Here is a 15,563-nt window from a genome sequence, read left to right as displayed (position 1 = left end):
GACGCTGACCGGCACGGCGGAACGCCGGCGACAGACCGAGGGGGCGGCCATGGCGACCCTGTCCGACGTGGCACGGCGCGCGGGCGTCTCACCCGCCACCGCCTCCCGCGTGATCAACGGCAGCAGCAAGCCGGTCACCGACGAGCTACGCGAACGGGTGCTCGCCGCCGTCGCCGAGTTGCAGTACGTGCCGAACGCGCACGCCCAACTGCTGGCCCGTTCGCACCGCAGCGCGGTCGGCGTGATCGTGCACGACGTCTCCGACCCGTACTTCGCCGAGATCACCCGTGGGCTGCAACGGGTCGCCACCGACCAGGGCCGGCTGCTGATGATCTGCAACAGCTACCGCGACCCGGACCGCGAGCTGGAGTACGTGGAGCTGCTGCGCGGCCACCAGGTGGCGGCGCTGATCCTGGCCGGCTCCGGCTACCACGACGACGCCTTCACCCGGCAGCTCAACGAGAAGCTCGCCGCGTACGAGGCGACCGGCGGGCGGGTCGCGGTGATCGGCCGGCACGAGCACTCCGGCGACGCGGTGATGCCCGACAACCGGACCGGCGGCCACCTCGCCGGCCGGGAGCTGTGCGAGCTGGGGCACCGGGCGATCGGCGTGGTCGCCGGCCCGCGCATCCTCACCACCACCACCGACCGGCTCGCGGGGCTCCGGCAGGCACTCGGCGAGCAGGGCCGCGAGCTGCCCGAACGACGCATCCGGTACGCCGAGTTCGACCGCGACGGCGGCGCCGAGGCCACCGCCCGGCTGCTCGACGCCGACCCGGACCTGACCGCGATCGTGGCGCTCAACGACTCGATGGCCATCGGCGCGCTCGCCACCCTGCGGTCCCGCTCGCTGGCCGTGCCGCAGCAGATCTCCGTGGTGGGCTTCGACGACATGCCGATCGCCCGGGACGTGACTCCGGCGCTGACCACCGTGCGGCTGCCGCTGGTCGACATGGGAGTCCGGGCGATGTCCCTGGTGCTCGGCGCGCAGGGGCCGGCGCCACGGGTCGAGGTGCTCCCCGCCGAACTGGTCCGCCGGGGCACCACCGGCCCCGCACCGCATCCCGGGTGGGACACCGCCGGTTCGCCGCCCGATGCCCGCCGGGCCGACACCGCCTCGTGACCAGCCCGACGCAGCGTCCCCTCACGACGGACGACGTGACGTACCTGGTCCGCGCGTCGTTCGGGTCGTCGACCCGGGTACGCGACACCGGCCCGCTGACCGGCGGCGGGTACGCGACGGTCTGGTGGGTTCTGCTCGACGACGACCGCCGGGTGGTGCTGAAGGTGTTCCCGCCGGCCGGAACGCGCCTGCTGCGCTACGAGCGAGGGCTGTGCGCGGCCGAGGCGCGCTACTTCCGGCTGGTCGCCGAGCGGGTGCCGCACGTTCCCGTACCCCCGGTCCTGCACCACGGCACCGACCCGGCGTACGGCGAGTGGCTGGTCACCGGGCTGCTGCCCGGCCGGTCGCTGCCGGACCTGGCCGCGGGCGGTGTCCCGGTGGACGACGGCCCGGCGCGGTACGACCTGGGGACTGCCCTCGCCGCGCTGCACGAGATCACCGGCGACCGGTTCGGCTACGACGGCGGTCGGGCCAGCGGGGCGACCTGGCGGGCGGCGTTCACCGCGATGCTCGACGCGCTCTTGGCCGACGCCGCCGACTGGGACGTCACGCTGCCGGTCACCCCGGAACAGCTACACGCGCTGGTGGGACGGAACGCCGACGTGCTGGACGAGGTTCGCCGGCCGGCGCTGCTGCACTTCGACTGCTGGGACGGCAACGTGCTGGCCGCGCCCGACGCGGAGGGCCAACTGCGGCTGTGCGGTCTGGTGGACGGGGAGCGTTTCCTGTACGGCGATCCGCTGCTGGACCTGGTCTCGCCGCTGCTCTTCCGCCGTATCGAGGACGAGCCGGAGCATCCTCTGCTGCGCGGCTATCGCAGCGCGGCCGGCACGCCACTGCTGTTGGACGGCTCCGCCCGGCGGCGGCTGGGCCTCTACCGGCTGCACCTGTACCTGCTCATGACGGTGGAGATGCCCAGCCGAGGCATGACCGAGCGGAGCCACCCCGGGCGGCACGCCCGGCTGTCGGCCCTGCTCGACGAGGAGATCGTGGCGCTCGGCCGGGCCTGACGTCTCGTCACGATCGACGCTTCGCACCGGAAACCCGTTGTCCGCTCCGGAACGTCTGCATAGCCTGCGCCGGTGGTGATTCGCGAGTTCGTCGAGCAGGACTGGTCGCAGGTGTGGCCGATCATCCAGGAGGTGATCGGGGCACAGGAAACCTTCCCCTACGACCCGGCGATGACCCCGGACGCGGCGTACGGCATGTGGGCGGAGGCCCCACCCGGGCGGACCGTCGTGGCGGTGGACGGCACGCGGGTGCTCGGCACCGCGAAGATGGGCACCAACCGGCCCGGGCCGGGCGCGCACGTGTCCACCGCGAGCTTCATGGTCGCCGCCGACGCCCGGGGCCGGGGCGTCGGCACCGCGCTGTGCCGCGACGCCCTGACCTGGGCCCGCCACCAGGGGTACGCCGGCATGCAGTTCAACGCCGTGGTCGAGAGCAACCGGTCGGCGGTGGAGCTGTACCGGCGGGAGGGCTTCGACGTGGTCGGCACCGTGCCGGGCGCGTTCCGCCACCCCACCCTCGGCCGGGTCGGCCTGCACGTCATGTACCAGGAGCTCTGACCGGCCTGGCCCTTGATCGACTCCATTTCGGCGATGTCGGGGTGTCCAGGCGCACCGGATACCGCGACATCGGGGAGACGCCTGGGTCAGGTGGTCGATCGTCGGTGGCGGACCCCCGGCGTGCCCGGCGCGGATGGCGGACGGCCGCCGGGCGGCTCCCCCGGGCCTGGTAGCACTGCCGCCTTTGGAGCTGATGTCGTAGACGAATCGGCTGCGGGCGCCGCGTGAACCGTTTACGACATCAGCTCCAAAGCGTCTCAACCCCACTACCGGTGCCGCCTCGAGCGTGAACCCTCCGGTGGGGACGGGGTCAGCTCTGGCGCAGCGGTGCGAGCGCCGTGCTCCAGGCCACGACCTGGTCGAGGGTCACGCCGAGCGCGTCCTGCTGGTGCTGGTTGGGCGTGAAGACGCTGAAGTTCTCGAAGTCGGTGTAGAGCGAGAGCGCGACCTGCGAGCGTACGTCGGCCATCTGAAGCTCACCGGCGACCAGGCGCAGGTGCTCGACGGCCCGCGCCCCACCCACCGAGCCGTAGCTGACGAAGCCGACAGCCTTGTTGTTCCACTCGGCGTAGAGGAAGTCGATGGCGTTCTTCAGGGCCCCGGAGGTGGAGTGGTTGTACTCGGGGGTGACCATCACGAACCCGTCGAACGACGCGATCGTCTCGGCCCACCGCAGGGTGTGCGGCTGGGTGTACTGCCCCATCGCCGGCGGGTACGCCTCGTCGAGGTGCGGCAGCTTGTAGTCGAGCAGGTCGATCAGCTCGAACTCCGCGTCGGAGCGCTGCCGGGCGACGTCGAGGACCCAGCGGGCCACGGCCTCACCGTTACGCCCGGGGCGGGTGCTTCCGAGGATGATCCCGATCCTGGTCATGGTGTTGGCGCCTTTCCGAAAGGTTCGTGGTCTACGTGCCGTCGAGAACCGTAGCCATTACTTGCTTGGTCAAGCAACAACAGCACCCATGACCGTCGTCACACGGAGCGTGAGCACTTGCTCAATCAAGCAACTATGCTGAAGAGATGTCCGACAGCCCCGCCCGTCCACGTCCCCTCGGCCCCGACGAGGAGGCCCTGGTCCGCGCCGTGGTCAAGGTGATGTACGTACTGCCCCGCACGATCGACGCCGACATGGCCGGCGACCGCCAACTGCCGCTGACCGAGTACACAGCCCTCATGCACCTCTCCGAGGCGCCGGAGCGGCGGATGCGCATGCACGAGCTCGCCTCGGCCTGCCACCTCTCACTCAGCGGCATGACCCGCACGGTGGCCCGGCTGGAGACCCAGGGCCTGGTCAAGCGGGAACGGTGCGAGGAGGACGCCCGCGGCTGGAACGCCATCCTCACCGACGCGGGTCTGGCCCGCCTGCAGGAGTCGTGGCCGAGCCACCTGGCCGCCATCCGCCGGCGGTTCCTGCGACACTTCGAGGGCCTCGACCTGGCTCAGCTGGCCCGCGCGTTCGAGCGGGTCGGCACGGCCGACTGAGCCAGGCCGAACCCTGCGCTCAGGCGTTGGGCACGAGCCGCCAGCGGTTGTCCGCGCTGCCATTGTCCGAGTCCTGCACGGCCTGCGCTCCCCACGCCGTCGACCCGTTCAGGATGCCCAGCAGCTTGCCGCTGTTGACGTTGCGGATCCGGTAGGTGCCATCCCCGTTGTCCACCAGGATCCACCGGTGGTCGGCGGTGCCGTTGTCGGCCCACTGCAGGACCCGGGCATTGTCGGCGGTGGACATGTTCTCCACCCCGAGGACCTTGCCGCTGTTGACGTTGCGGAACCGCACGGCGTTGCCGTCGGTCACCATGACCCAGTTGTGGTCGGCGGTGCCGGTGTCACCCCACTGCACGGCGAGCCCACCGTCGGCGGTGGACATGTTCTGGATGCCGAGCACGAGGCCGGTGCCGACGTTGACCAGCCGGTGACTGCCACCGCCGCCGCTGCCGGCGGTGTTCCAGTAGACGGTGTAGTTGTAGCCGTGGGCGTCCTGGAACGGCCCGAGGTTGACGGTCGCCCCGTTCGCGGTGGCGGTGAACGCGAGCGAGCTGGTGCTGGTCCGGGCGATGGACGAGACAGCGAGTGACGGCAGCGCGTTCAGCGTGGTGTTGCCGTAGTTGCCGCAGAGCACGCTCGGCCCGTAGGTGACGGCGGCGACCGACGCGTTGTCGTTGGCGGCTCGCATGATCACCCGCATCGGCAGTCGTACGGTGATGGTGTCGCCCGCGGCCCAGGCCCGGGTGACCGTCGCGTAGCTGCCGGGCGTGCTGGTGACCGACTGCGCCACACCGTTGACGCTGATGGTCGCGCCGCTGGTCCACGCCGGGATGCGGACCCGGATGCTCCACGAGCCGCTCATCGTGCCCGACAGGGTGAGGGTGGTGGTGTCACCCACCGGGTAGCTGGTGGTCTGGGTGACCGTGACACCGCGCTGCGACCAGGTCAGCACCGACGGCACGAACAGGTTCACCGTCAGCGTCGTGCCGTTGTGGAAGTAGATGGAGTCCATCAGCTTCGTGTTGATCTCCAGGCCGGTGCCCTGGCAACACCAGAACGAGTTGTAGTCGGTGCTCCAGGTGCCGCCGCCCCACGCTGGGCCCACGCCCCGGCGCCCGCCCGGCCGCAGTGGAGTGAAGTAGGTGATGTGGCCGTGGCTGTCGGCCGGGTTCTGACCGCCGATCAGGTGGTTGATCAGGGCGCGCTCGTAGAAGTCGAAGTAGTCCGTCCGGTTCGGGTCAAGCAGCCACAGCTCCCGGGTCAGCTTGAGCATGTTGTAGGTGTTGCACTGCTCGCAGGTGTCGTTGCTGAGGTACCCGGCGATCGCGTTCGGCGCCCGAAAGTGCTCTGCCTGGCTGTTGCCGCCGATCACGTAGGTGTGCGCGCCGACGGTGATGTTCCAGGCGTTGGCGGCGATGTCGCGGTAGCGGGTGGTTCCGGTGGCCTTGAACTCCCGGGCCGCGCCCACCCACTTGGGCACCTGCGTGTTGGCGTGCAGGCCGTTGAGTTGGTCCTGGTTGGAGGCCAGCGGGTTGAACACGGCGGCGTGGTCGAACCGCTGGGCGGTGGTGAGCCACCGCGCGTCGCCGGTCTGCTGGCAGATGTCGGTCAGCACCTCGTTCATGCCACCGAACTCGGTGCCCAGCATCGACTGCATCTGGCTGGCGCTCAGTCGACTCGTCCGGGTGTCGACCCAGCCCGCCAGCGCCAGCAGCACCGAGCGGGCCTGCGTGTTGCCGGTGTAGCGCCACACGTCGAGCAACCCGGCGAGGGTCTTGTGGATGCAGTAGTAGGGCACGTTGCCGTTGGACAACGTCCGCGCCTCGAGCGCGGTGAAGTCGGACTCCGGGAAACCAGAGAGGTATCCCGTGCCAAACCCGGCAGAGGCGTTGTTCGCCTGGCACTTCGCCAGCTCGGCCACCATGTAGTTCGCCTTGTCCCGGCAGGTGGTGTCGCCCAGCACGGCGTAGCCATGGGCCCAGGCGGTCAGGAAGTGCCCCTGCATGTGGGTGCGGAACGGGAACGACGGGGCGTCCCAGCCTCCGTTGGCCGCGGCGCCGTTGGTGGACAGCCGGTGGTTGGCCCGGAAGTTGTAGAGCAGCCGGTCGACGTCGACGAAGCGCAGGTAGTTGAGGGTCCGGTTCTGGTTGTCCAGCCAACGACCGGCGGTCAGTCGCACCTGACCCAGGTCGAAGGGGTACGCCCCGACGCCGAGGTCCGACCGCGCCGGAGGGACCACGGCAGCGGCGGCGGGGCCGGCGGCGAGGAGGGTGCCGCCGGTGGCGGAGACGACGGCGGTGGCGCCGGCGGCCTGCAGCACGCGGCGACGACTGATGGGCAGGGGTGACATGGGACCTCCACGGTGAGCGCAACAGGCGACGGAGCACAGCCGGGCGGGACGGGGCTCGACAGGACGGTCAGATGTGAGCGTTAACGCTCACATCCGTGTCCGGCATGTTACGGCGGAGGGCCACTTCTATTCAAGATGATGACTGCCGTGCAGCCGTTGATCAGCGCTGTTACCGGTCCTGATGCGCTGGTGCCGCCGGTGTTATCGATAACACCGGCGGCCCAGGCGGCGTCAGCGGCGTGGAGCGTGGGCGGCCAGCGGGTTGGTCAGGGTGCCGACGAACTGGAGCGCGGCCGACGGGTCGGCCAGATCGATCATCTGCTGGTTGTCGCGCAGTTGCAGCCGGTTGAGGCAGGACAGCGTGAACTCCGGTGCGAACAGGTCGTAGTGGCGGATCCGCTCGGCCAGGTGCGGTACCCGGTCGAAGTAGTCGGACGCGCAGGCCGCGACCGTACGCCAGAAGTCGTCCTCGGCGAGCACGCCGGCCTCGACCAGCACCGCGTTCAGGTGGCGCAGGAAGCAGTCGACCACGTCGGTGAAGATGGTCAGCAGCTTCGTGTCGTCGGGCACCTCGATCCGAATCCGCTCCACCGCCTCCGGCAACTCGACGTCGGCGCTCATCACCGCGATCTCCTCGGCGATGTCCTTGAAGATCACCCGTTCGACGGTGGACTGCTCGTCGAGGACCAGGATGACGTTCTCGCCGTGCGGCATGAAGGCCAGGTCGTGGGCGTAGAAGCTGTGCAGCAGCGGGGTCAGGTAGGCGTCCAGGTAGCGACGCAGCCACACCTCGGGCGCCAGCGGCGACCGGGCGATCAGCTCCGCCGCCAGCGAGCCGCCGTCACTGTCGACGTGCAGCAGCGCGGCCATCGTGGACAGTCGCCGCCCCGGCGCGAGGCCGGGCACCGGGCTCTCCCGCCACAGGGCGGCCAACATCTTGCGGTACGGGGAGGTGCGCTCGGTGGCCGCCTCGTACTGTCGGTGCCGGTAACCCACCGCGGCCCGTTCCCGGATGACGGTCAGGCCGGTGCCGGCCAGCACCTCGTCGTTCGCGATGAGGTCGGCCAGCCAGTCGTTGATCGCCGGGGTGGCGGCCATGTACGCGGCGGACAGCCCGCGCATGAAGCCCATGTTCAGCACCGACAGCGCCGTCTTGACATAGTGCCGGCTCGGCTCGGTGACGTTGAAGAAGGTCCGGATGGACTGCTGGGCGAGGTACGCGTCCGGCCCGGGGCCGAGGTGCACCAGCCGGCGCTGCGCCAGCTCACCGGCGAAGGTGACCGCCAATTTGTTCCACCACTGCCACGGGTGCGCCGGGATCAGGTGGTAGTCGGCGAGGTCCAGGCCGAGACCGGCCATCGTGGCCGCGAACCGGGCTCGGGTCTCCGGGTCCAGCTCCCCCTCGATCAGCGTGTCGTAGTCGAGGTCGGCGGCACTGCTGAACGCCGAGTGGTCCCGGTGCGCGGCCAGCCACTCCAGCCGTACCGGGGAGGCGGTCTCCGGGGCGTACCGGTGGTATTCGTCGACGCCGAAGCCGAGCCGGCCGTTGTTGGCCACGAAGCAGGGATGCCCCTCGGTCATCGACGTCTCGATGGTCTGGAAGTCCGCCCCGGCCAACTCGGCGGCGCTCGGCCCGGCCTGGGCCAGCTTGTACGCGGTGCCGGCCAGCGTGGAGGTGATCTCCTCCAGATAGACCGGCAGCACCCGCGCGGAGAGTCCGAGGGTGCCGCGCAGCTCGACGATCAGGTCCACCGCGTCCGGCGGCAGCGGGGTGCCGTCGCGCCGCCGGGTGATGCTGTCCACGTCGATCTGCCAGTGCTCCAGGGCGAGCAGGCGGGCCGCGAACCGGTAGGTGACCGTGCCGTCGTCGCTGCCGACCTCGTACCACTGCCGGTCGTCCTCGCCGGGCACCGGCGCGGGCGTGATCAGCCGTTCGTGGGTGAACTCCGCGAGCGCCTTGCGGACCAGCAGCCGGTTGGCCCGCGCCCAGCGCTGCGGGGTGAGATGCCCGACCGGGTCGGACGTGGTCGTCGGGGTGGGGACGGCGGTGGCGGTCACGCCTGGGCTCCTTCGACGGTGGTGACGGCGGCCTGGAACTGGGCTCGGGTGCAGACGCTGAGCAGCGCTTCCTTCTCGGGCTTCGCGATCGGGCCGACGACCTCGAAGCCGACGGCGGCGTTCAACGCGTGCACGGCGGTGTTGCGCACGTCCGGCTCGACCACCACCCGCCGCGTCGCCGGATCGGCGAACAGCCAGGCCATGACGGTGGTGATGACCGCCCGGGTGAAGCCGTGCACGGGTGTGCCGACCGGCGCGCAGAGGAAGTGCATGCCCACGTCGCCGGGCTGGTTGTCGTAGAGGCCGACCAGTTCGACGTGGGCCGGGTCGTACCGCTCGGCCAGGAAGGCGGGGCTCCCCCGCCACAGGCCGAGGTACGCGTCGTGGTGCGGATGCTCGGCGATCCGCCGGTACTCCTCGACCACCGCGGCCTCGTCGGCGTCCTGCATCAGCCAGAACGCCGCCTTCGGATGGGTCACCCAGGTGTGCAGCAGCGCGGCGTCGGCGGCCGGGTCGAGGGTACGCAGCGCGAACTCGCCGAGCCGCTCGTCGGCGCGCTGGAAGGCGACGCTCACGACGACACCCCGGCGGGTGCGCCGAACTCCTGGAAGGTGATGCTCTTCTCGACCGGGTAGTGCTCCCGGCCGAGCAGCTCACGGATGATCCAGGAGTTGCGGTATGGGCCCATGCCCAGGTCGGGCGAGGTGATGCTGTGCGTGTGGGTGCCCGCGTTCTGCAGGAAGATCCCCCGCCCGGTGTGGTCGATGCTGTAGTTGCGGGCCACGTCGAACCGGCCGTGCGCGTCCCAGCGGATCCTCTCGCGCACCGGGGCGAGGAACTCCGGCACCCGGTAGTGGTAGCCGGTGGCCAACACCAACCCCTCGGTGCGCAGGGTGAAGGCCCGCTCCTGCTCCACGTGCCGCAACCCCAGCGTGTACGCGCCATCGTGGTGCTCGGCACTGACCAGCTCGGTGTTGGTCAGCAGCCGGGTGTTCACCGGCCCGTCGACGCTGTGCGCGTAGAGCAGGTCGAAGATGTCGTTGATCAGGTCGGCGTTGATGCCCTTGAACAGGCCCTTCTGCTCGGCCTCCAGCCGGTAGCGGGTCTGCTCGGGCAGCGCGTGGAAGTAGTCCACGTAGTCCGGTGACGTCATCTCCAACGTCAGCTTGGTGTATTCCAGGGGAAAGAACCGCGGCGAGCGGGTGACCCAGTTGAGCTGGTAGCCGTACCGGTCGAGGTCGCCGAGCAGGTCGTGGTAGATCTCGGCGGCGCTCTGCCCGCTGCCCACCACCGTGATGCTGCGCTTGGTGCGCAACACGTCTCGGTGCTCCAGGTAGCGCGAGTTGTGCACCGCGTCGCCGGGCAGCCCGTCCACAGCGGCGGGCAGGTGCGGTGGGGTGCCGGTGCCGAGCACCAGGTGCCCGGCGCGGTACTCGACGCTCTCCCCCGCGCCGGTGTCGGCCCGCACGACGTACCGCTCGTCGGCAGGGTCGTACTCCACTGTGGTCACCGACTGGCCGAAGCGCAGGTTCGGCAGCTTGGCCGCCGCCCACCGGCAGTACGCGTCGTACTCGCTGCGCAGCGGGTAGAAGCTCTCCCGGATGTAGAACGGGTAGAGCCGGCCGATCTCCTTGAGGTAGTTGAGGAAGGAGTACGGCGACGTGGGGTCGGCGAGGCTGACCAGGTCGGCGATGAACGGGGTCTGCAACCGGGCCGACTCCAGCAGCATGCCCGGATGCCAGGCCAGGCTGGGCCGGGCCTCCAGGAACACCCCGTCCAGCTCGTCGATCGGCGCGGTGAGACAGGCCAGGCCCAGGTTGTACGGGCCGAGCCCGATGGCGATGAAATCATGGGTGGACATCGTCCGGCCCTCCCGGCGCGGTTTCGGGGTCACGGCGTCAGCCGACGTGGCAGGTCAGGTCGGCGGCGGTGCGCTCCTGCACGTACCGGCCGGCGTGGCCGGCGATCAGTTCGAGCACGTGGCCCACATCCGCGACGGTGGTGGCCGGGTTGAGCAGGGTGAACTTCAGGAAGTGGCGGCCGTCGACCCGGGTCCCGGCGACCAGCGCGGCGCCGGACGCGGCCAGCGCCTCCCGGGCGTGCAGGTTGGCCGCGTCGGCGAACTCGCGGCCCGGCCCGGTGGGCAGGTAGCGGAAGACCACCGTGCTCAACTCGGAGCGGGTCACCACCTCGAAACGGGGATCCTCGCTGACCAGTTGCCAGGCCTCGGCGGCCCGGTCGACCACCTCGTCGAAGAGCGCGCCGAGCGCGTCCGGGCCCATCACCCGCAGCGTCAGCCACAGCTTCAGCGCGTCGAAGCGGCGGGTGGTCTGGAGGCTCTTGTCGACCTGGTTGGGGATCTGCTGCTCCACCATCCGCGCCGGGTTGAGGTAGTCGGCGTGGTAGGTGGCGTGTCGCAGCATCCGCCGGTCGCGGACCAGCAGCGCGCTGGAGCTGACCGGCTGGAAGAACGACTTGTGGTAGTCGACGGTCACCGAGTCGGCCTGCTCGATGCCGTCGAGCAGGTGCCGGCGCGTCGGTGAGACGAGCAGCCCGCAGCCATACGCGGCGTCCACGTGCAGCCAGACGCCGGCCGCCGCGCAGATCCCGGCCAGCTCGGCGAGGGGGTCGATGGAGCCGAAGTCGGTGGTGCCGGCGGTGCCGACGACCGCCATCACCACCTGCCCGGTCTGCTGGCACCGGGCGATCTCGTCACGGACGGCGGTCGGTCGGATCCGCCGCCGCGCGTCGGTGGGCACCGCGATCACCGCGTCCGGGGCGAGACCGAGCAGCTTGGCCGACTTCTGCACGCTGAAGTGGCCGGCGGCGGACGTGAGCACGCGCAGCCGGGGCAGCAGCTCGGCACGGGCGGCCGGCGAGGTCGCGGCCGCGCACGCCTCCTCCCGGGCCAGCAGCAGCGCCTGGAAGTTGGACTGACTGCCACCGCTGGTGAACACGCCGTCGGCGTGCGCGCCGAGGCCGACCCGCGCGGCGGTCCAGTCGATCAGTCGTCGCTCGATGAGGGTGGCGCCCGCGCTCTGGTCCCAGGTGTCCAGGGAGGAGTTGACCGCGCTGAGCACCGCCTCGCCGAGCAGCGCCGGGATGACCACCGGGCAGTTGAGGTGGGCGAGGTAGCGGGGGTGGTGGAACCAGACGGCGTCGCGCAGGTAGACGTCCTCCAGCTCGTCCAGGGCCGCGCCGGCGTCACCCAGTGGCCGGTCCAGGTCGACCCGGTCGACCAGGGGGGCCAGCTCGGCGGGGGCGATGCCGGTGCCGGGCTGCTGCACGGTGGCCACCCGTCGGGCCACCCGGTCGACGCCGTCGGCGATGGCCCGTCGGTACTGCTCGACCGAGCCGTCGTGCAGCAGCTGCGCCCGCGCGGCGGCTGGTGCGGCGGGCACCGGTGGCGGTGTGACTGGTGCCCGCGGCGGCGGGTCGGCCTCGACAGAGTGCGTCGGCACGGTCACGCGATGTCCTCCACGTTCTCGGCGGTGGGCAGCCAGAACCCTCCCCCGTCGCGGTCGCGCCCGGGGGCCGTGCTGTCTCTCGGTTGGATCGCCGCTCAGACGCTGGGGCTGTCGCGCACCGCCGGGCCGAGCCGCGGCACCCGATCGCCGGGAGCGGCCACGGCGGTGCGCGCCCTCATGGCGTCAGCTGACCTTCTTGGCGTTCTTGATGGCGGTGGCCAGGTTCTCCAGCAGCGGCGCGGAGCCGGCGTACGAGAAGCGGGGCACCGCGTCCCACGGGCTCACCTGGTTGGCCTTGACCGCCGGCAGCTGACCCCAGGTGGGCTTGGCGGCCAGGTCCTTGGGCTGCAGCGCGGTGCTGCGGTTGTCCAGCAGGATCAGGTCGGCGGGGAACTTGGCGGTGTTCTCCCAGCTCAGTGCCTCGAAGTAGTCGCCGGCTTCGAGCTTGGTGGGGACCACGATGTCGACGCCCAGCTCGGCGAAGTACATCAGGTCGGTGCTCACCTTGGGGTTGGAGACGTAGAACAGGTCGGGGCTGCCGGAGCAGGCCATCACCTTGATGCCGGGGTTGTCCTTGACGGCCTGGCGGACGCTCTCGGAGGCGGCGTCGAAGCGGGCCTTGGCGTCGGTGACCTTCTTGGCGGACAGGTCCGCGCCGAGCGACTCGGCCAGCGCGGCGTACCGCTCGATGGGCTTGGTCATCGGCACCCGGGCGGTGGTGATCGCGACGCTGGGCGCGAGCGGCAGGATCTTGTCCTTGCTCTCGTCCGGCACGTACCAGAGGGCGTCCGGGTCGTACATGTGGGTGACGAGCAGCTCGGGGCGCAGGGCCGCGTACTTCTCCAGGCTGAACTCGCCCCACACGTTGCCGAGGATTTCCACCGACTCGACGCTCAGGTCGCCGGCCTGCGGGTCGGCCGTGCCGTCGGCGCGCTTGGTTTCGCCGAACACGCCGACGATCTGCTTGTCGAGACCGAAATCGACCAGCGCCGCCGCCACCCCGGTGAAGGCCACCACGCGTGCCGGGCGGGCTGCCGCCTCGACCTTCTTGTTGCGGTCGTCCGTGAACGACCAGGGGCCGCTTCCGCTGTCGGAGGCGGGCTTCGCGGTGTCGTCCTTGCCGCAGCCGGCGAGGAGGGTGGCCAGCGTGGCGGCGCCACCGGCGGCGAGCAGGCCGCGACGGGTCAGGCGACGGGCGGACAGAGATTCGGGCATGGTGTCGTCTTTCGATCAAGGGACGGCCGGGGTCGACCGGACAGCGGGGCTTAGGTTAGCCTAACCTCGGACATTGTCAACAGCGGTTCGCCGTGTCGCCACACCTTCGGAGCCCACACTGGACGCCACACCGTCCGTCCGCACCCGAACACGAATAGTGCTCGGGTCGGCGGAGCCACCTCCCGCGCCACAGCCGGCGCGGCGCTCCCGCCAGGCCGCCCGTGCCGCCGGCCTGGTCGCCGCCGTGGCGCTGCTCGGCGTGATCCTGGTGCTCAGCATCGCGGTCGGCGCCAAGTCCCTGCCGCTGGGCGACGTCTGGTCCGGGCTGCTGGACCGCGACGCCACCGAGTACGCCGTGGTGCACCAGATGCGCCTGCCACGCACCCTGCTCGGGCTGCTCGCCGGCGCGGCGCTCGGGGTGGCCGGCGCGGTGATGCAGGCCCTCACCCGCAACCCCCTGGCCGATCCCGGGCTGCTCGGCATCAACGCGGGCGCGTCCGCCGCCGTGGCCACCGCCGCGTTCCTGGGCGTCACCGCCATCGGCGGGTACGTCTGGTTCGCGCTGGCCGGCGCCGCGGTGGTCACCGCTCTCGTCTACGCCGTCGGCGGTGGACGTGGTGCCACCCCGGCCCGCCTCGCGCTGGCCGGCGCGGCGCTGAACGCCACCCTCTACTCGTACGTGAGCGCGGTCATGATGCTGGACACCGCCTCGCTGGACCGGCTGCGGTTCTGGACGGTCGGCTCACTGGCCAGCGCGGACGCCGCGACGGTGAGCCAGGTGGCGCCGTTCATCCTGGTCGGCCTGCTGGTGGCCCTCGGCGCCGCCCGCCCGCTGAACGCCCTCGCGCTCGGCGACGACGCGGCCCGCGCCCTCGGCGCCCGCCCCGCGCTCATCCGGGCGGCCGTGATCGTCGCGGTCACCCTGCTCTGCGGCGCGGCGACGGCGGCCTGCGGCCCGATCGTCTTCGTCGGTCTGCTGGTGCCGCACCTCGTCCGCGCCCTGACCGGGCCCGACCTGCGCTGGCTCCTGCCGTACTGCGCGGTGCTCGCGCCGGTGCTGCTGCTCGGCGCCGACGTGCTGGGCCGCGTGCTCGGCCGACCGGGCGAACTCCAGGTCGGCATGGTGACCGCCGTGCTCGGCGGCCCGCTGTTCCTCTGGCTGGTCACCCGCTCACGGGTGGCGCACCCGTGAGCGAGCGTAGCGAGCGAACCAGCAGGCACAGCAGCATGGCGCGTCGCGCCATCGCGGAGCGAAGCGGAGCGGTGGCGTGACAGTCATCCGTACCCCCGGTGGGTTGTCCCTGCGGTTCCGCCCCCGCGCGCTGGCCGTCGGCGCGGGCGCCGCCCTGCTCGCGGCCGGGCTCGGCCTGGTGGCCGTGGGCAGCGGCGACTACCCGATGGGCGCGGCCGACGTGCTGCGCACCCTGGCCGGCGGCGGCACCCCGGCGGAGCAGTTCATCGTGACCGAGCTGCGGCTGCCCCGGCTGGTCACCGCCCTTCTGGTCGGCGCTGCGCTGGCGCTCGCCGGCACGATCTTCCAGTCGCTGGTGCGCAACCCGCTGGGCAGCCCGGACATGCTCGGCTTCACCCAGGGCGCGTCGACCGGCGCGCTGGTGGTGGTCGTCCTCGGTGGCAGCAGCCTGGCCCTGGCGGGCGCGGCGGTCGTCGGCGGGCTCTGCACCGGCCTCCTGATCTACGCGCTCGCCTGGCGACGCGGCGTGCACGGCTTCCGACTCATCCTGGTCGGCATCGGCGTCGCCGCGATCCTCACCGGGGTCAACGGCTATCTGCTGACCCGGGCGCCACTGATGGACGCCGCCCGCGCGGTCCTCTGGCTCACCGGCAGCCTGGACGGGCGTGGCTGGGCCAACGCCGGGCCGCTGCTCGCCGTCACCGCCGTGGTGGCGCCGCTGGTGCTCGTCGCCTGCGGTCCGGCGCTGCGGATGATGGAGTTGGGTGACGACACGGCCGGCGCCCTCGGTGTGCCCGTGCGCGCGTTGCGTCTGGTGCTGCTCGCCGCGGCGGTGCTGCTGGTCTCGTTCGCTGCGGCCGCCGCCGGCCCGGTGTCCTTCCTGGCGCTTGTCGCGCCACACCTGGCGAAGCGGCTCACCCGGGCGCCCGGCCCGAACCTGCTGCCGTCGATGGCGGTCGGGGCGGCCCTGATGGTCGGCGCCGACCTGCTGGCCCAGCGCGCGTTCACCGGGCACCAGCTTCCGGTCGGTGTGGTGACCGGAGTGATCGGCGGCGGCTATCTGGTCTGGCTGCTGGCCGTCGAACGCCGGGCGGGTCGGCTGTGAACA

13 protein-coding genes are annotated in these 15,563 nt (G+C 71.5%); 6 read left to right on the top strand and 7 right to left on the bottom strand.

The window, feature by feature from the left end; translation table 11 throughout:
* Window positions 1-49: 49 nt before the first annotated feature.
* The 3 genes from ABZ808_RS03430 (at window position 50) to ABZ808_RS03420 (ending at window position 2,691) form a co-directional block, all read left to right on the top strand.
* A complete protein-coding gene (locus ABZ808_RS03430; protein WP_357000305.1) occupies window positions 50-1,123 on the top strand; it encodes a LacI family DNA-binding transcriptional regulator in 1,074 nt (357 codons plus the stop codon).
* A 35-nt stretch (window positions 1,124-1,158) separates the two neighbouring features.
* The gene (locus ABZ808_RS03425) at window positions 1,159-2,133 is read left to right on the top strand and encodes an aminoglycoside phosphotransferase family protein (protein WP_357000303.1); all 975 of its coding nucleotides are present in this window, start codon (window positions 1,159-1,161) and stop codon (window positions 2,131-2,133) included.
* A gap of 72 nt (window positions 2,134-2,205) precedes the next feature.
* The gene (locus ABZ808_RS03420; RefSeq protein ID WP_357000300.1) at window positions 2,206-2,691 is read left to right on the top strand and encodes a GNAT family N-acetyltransferase; all 486 of its coding nucleotides are present in this window, start codon (window positions 2,206-2,208) and stop codon (window positions 2,689-2,691) included.
* Between the two features lie 310 nt (window positions 2,692-3,001).
* On the opposite strand, the gene ABZ808_RS03415 is transcribed toward ABZ808_RS03420, so the two are convergent.
* Window positions 3,002-3,562 (bottom strand): NAD(P)H-dependent oxidoreductase, encoded by a 561-nt coding sequence (locus ABZ808_RS03415; protein WP_357000298.1) that lies wholly within the window; start codon window positions 3,560-3,562, stop codon window positions 3,002-3,004.
* 146 nt (window positions 3,563-3,708) lie between these two features.
* Here ABZ808_RS03415 and ABZ808_RS03410 point away from each other — a divergent pair, with 146 nt between their 5' ends.
* On the top strand, window positions 3,709-4,170 hold the full coding sequence (locus ABZ808_RS03410; protein WP_357000296.1) for a MarR family transcriptional regulator: 462 nt from the start codon (window positions 3,709-3,711) through the stop codon (window positions 4,168-4,170).
* A 19-nt stretch (window positions 4,171-4,189) separates the two neighbouring features.
* Here the strand turns inward: ABZ808_RS03410 and ABZ808_RS03405 are convergent, their stop codons facing one another.
* The 6 genes from ABZ808_RS03405 to ABZ808_RS03380 form a co-directional block, all read right to left on the bottom strand.
* Window positions 4,190-6,523, bottom strand: coding sequence for a beta-L-arabinofuranosidase domain-containing protein (locus ABZ808_RS03405; RefSeq protein ID WP_357000293.1), 2,334 nt, complete (start codon window positions 6,521-6,523; stop codon window positions 4,190-4,192).
* Window positions 6,524-6,754: 231 nt separating this feature from the next.
* The gene (locus ABZ808_RS03400) at window positions 6,755-8,581 is read right to left on the bottom strand and encodes an IucA/IucC family siderophore biosynthesis protein (RefSeq protein WP_357000292.1); all 1,827 of its coding nucleotides are present in this window, start codon (window positions 8,579-8,581) and stop codon (window positions 6,755-6,757) included.
* On the bottom strand, window positions 8,578-9,156 hold the full coding sequence (locus tag ABZ808_RS03395; protein WP_357000290.1) for a GNAT family N-acetyltransferase: 579 nt from the start codon (window positions 9,154-9,156) through the stop codon (window positions 8,578-8,580). The genes ABZ808_RS03400 and ABZ808_RS03395 overlap by 4 nt, the downstream gene beginning before the upstream one ends.
* A complete protein-coding gene (locus ABZ808_RS03390) occupies window positions 9,153-10,442 on the bottom strand; it encodes a lysine N(6)-hydroxylase/L-ornithine N(5)-oxygenase family protein (RefSeq protein WP_357002716.1) in 1,290 nt (429 codons plus the stop codon). Before ABZ808_RS03390 ends, ABZ808_RS03395 begins: the two co-directional genes overlap by 4 nt.
* A gap of 37 nt (window positions 10,443-10,479) precedes the next feature.
* The gene (locus ABZ808_RS03385; protein WP_357000287.1) at window positions 10,480-11,982 is read right to left on the bottom strand and encodes an aspartate aminotransferase family protein; all 1,503 of its coding nucleotides are present in this window, start codon (window positions 11,980-11,982) and stop codon (window positions 10,480-10,482) included.
* A gap of 249 nt (window positions 11,983-12,231) precedes the next feature.
* Complete coding sequence (locus ABZ808_RS03380; RefSeq protein WP_357000284.1) at window positions 12,232-13,263, bottom strand: ABC transporter substrate-binding protein; 1,032 nt, start codon at window positions 13,261-13,263, stop codon at window positions 12,232-12,234.
* Window positions 13,264-13,417: 154 nt separating this feature from the next.
* Between ABZ808_RS03380 and ABZ808_RS03375 the strand changes: the two genes are divergently transcribed.
* On the top strand, window positions 13,418-14,455 hold the full coding sequence (locus tag ABZ808_RS03375) for an iron chelate uptake ABC transporter family permease subunit (protein WP_357002714.1): 1,038 nt from the start codon (window positions 13,418-13,420) through the stop codon (window positions 14,453-14,455).
* A gap of 76 nt (window positions 14,456-14,531) precedes the next feature.
* Complete coding sequence (locus ABZ808_RS03370; RefSeq protein WP_357000281.1) at window positions 14,532-15,560, top strand: iron chelate uptake ABC transporter family permease subunit; 1,029 nt, start codon at window positions 14,532-14,534, stop codon at window positions 15,558-15,560.
* Window positions 15,561-15,563 lie beyond the last annotated feature (3 nt).

Origin of the sequence: Micromonospora sp. NPDC047527 (genome assembly GCF_040643015.1) — a bacterium.
Lineage (GTDB): Bacteria > Actinomycetota > Actinomycetes > Mycobacteriales > Micromonosporaceae > Micromonospora.
Note: the sequence above shows the minus strand (reverse complement) of the source record. Positions and strands in the feature narration are given on the sequence as shown.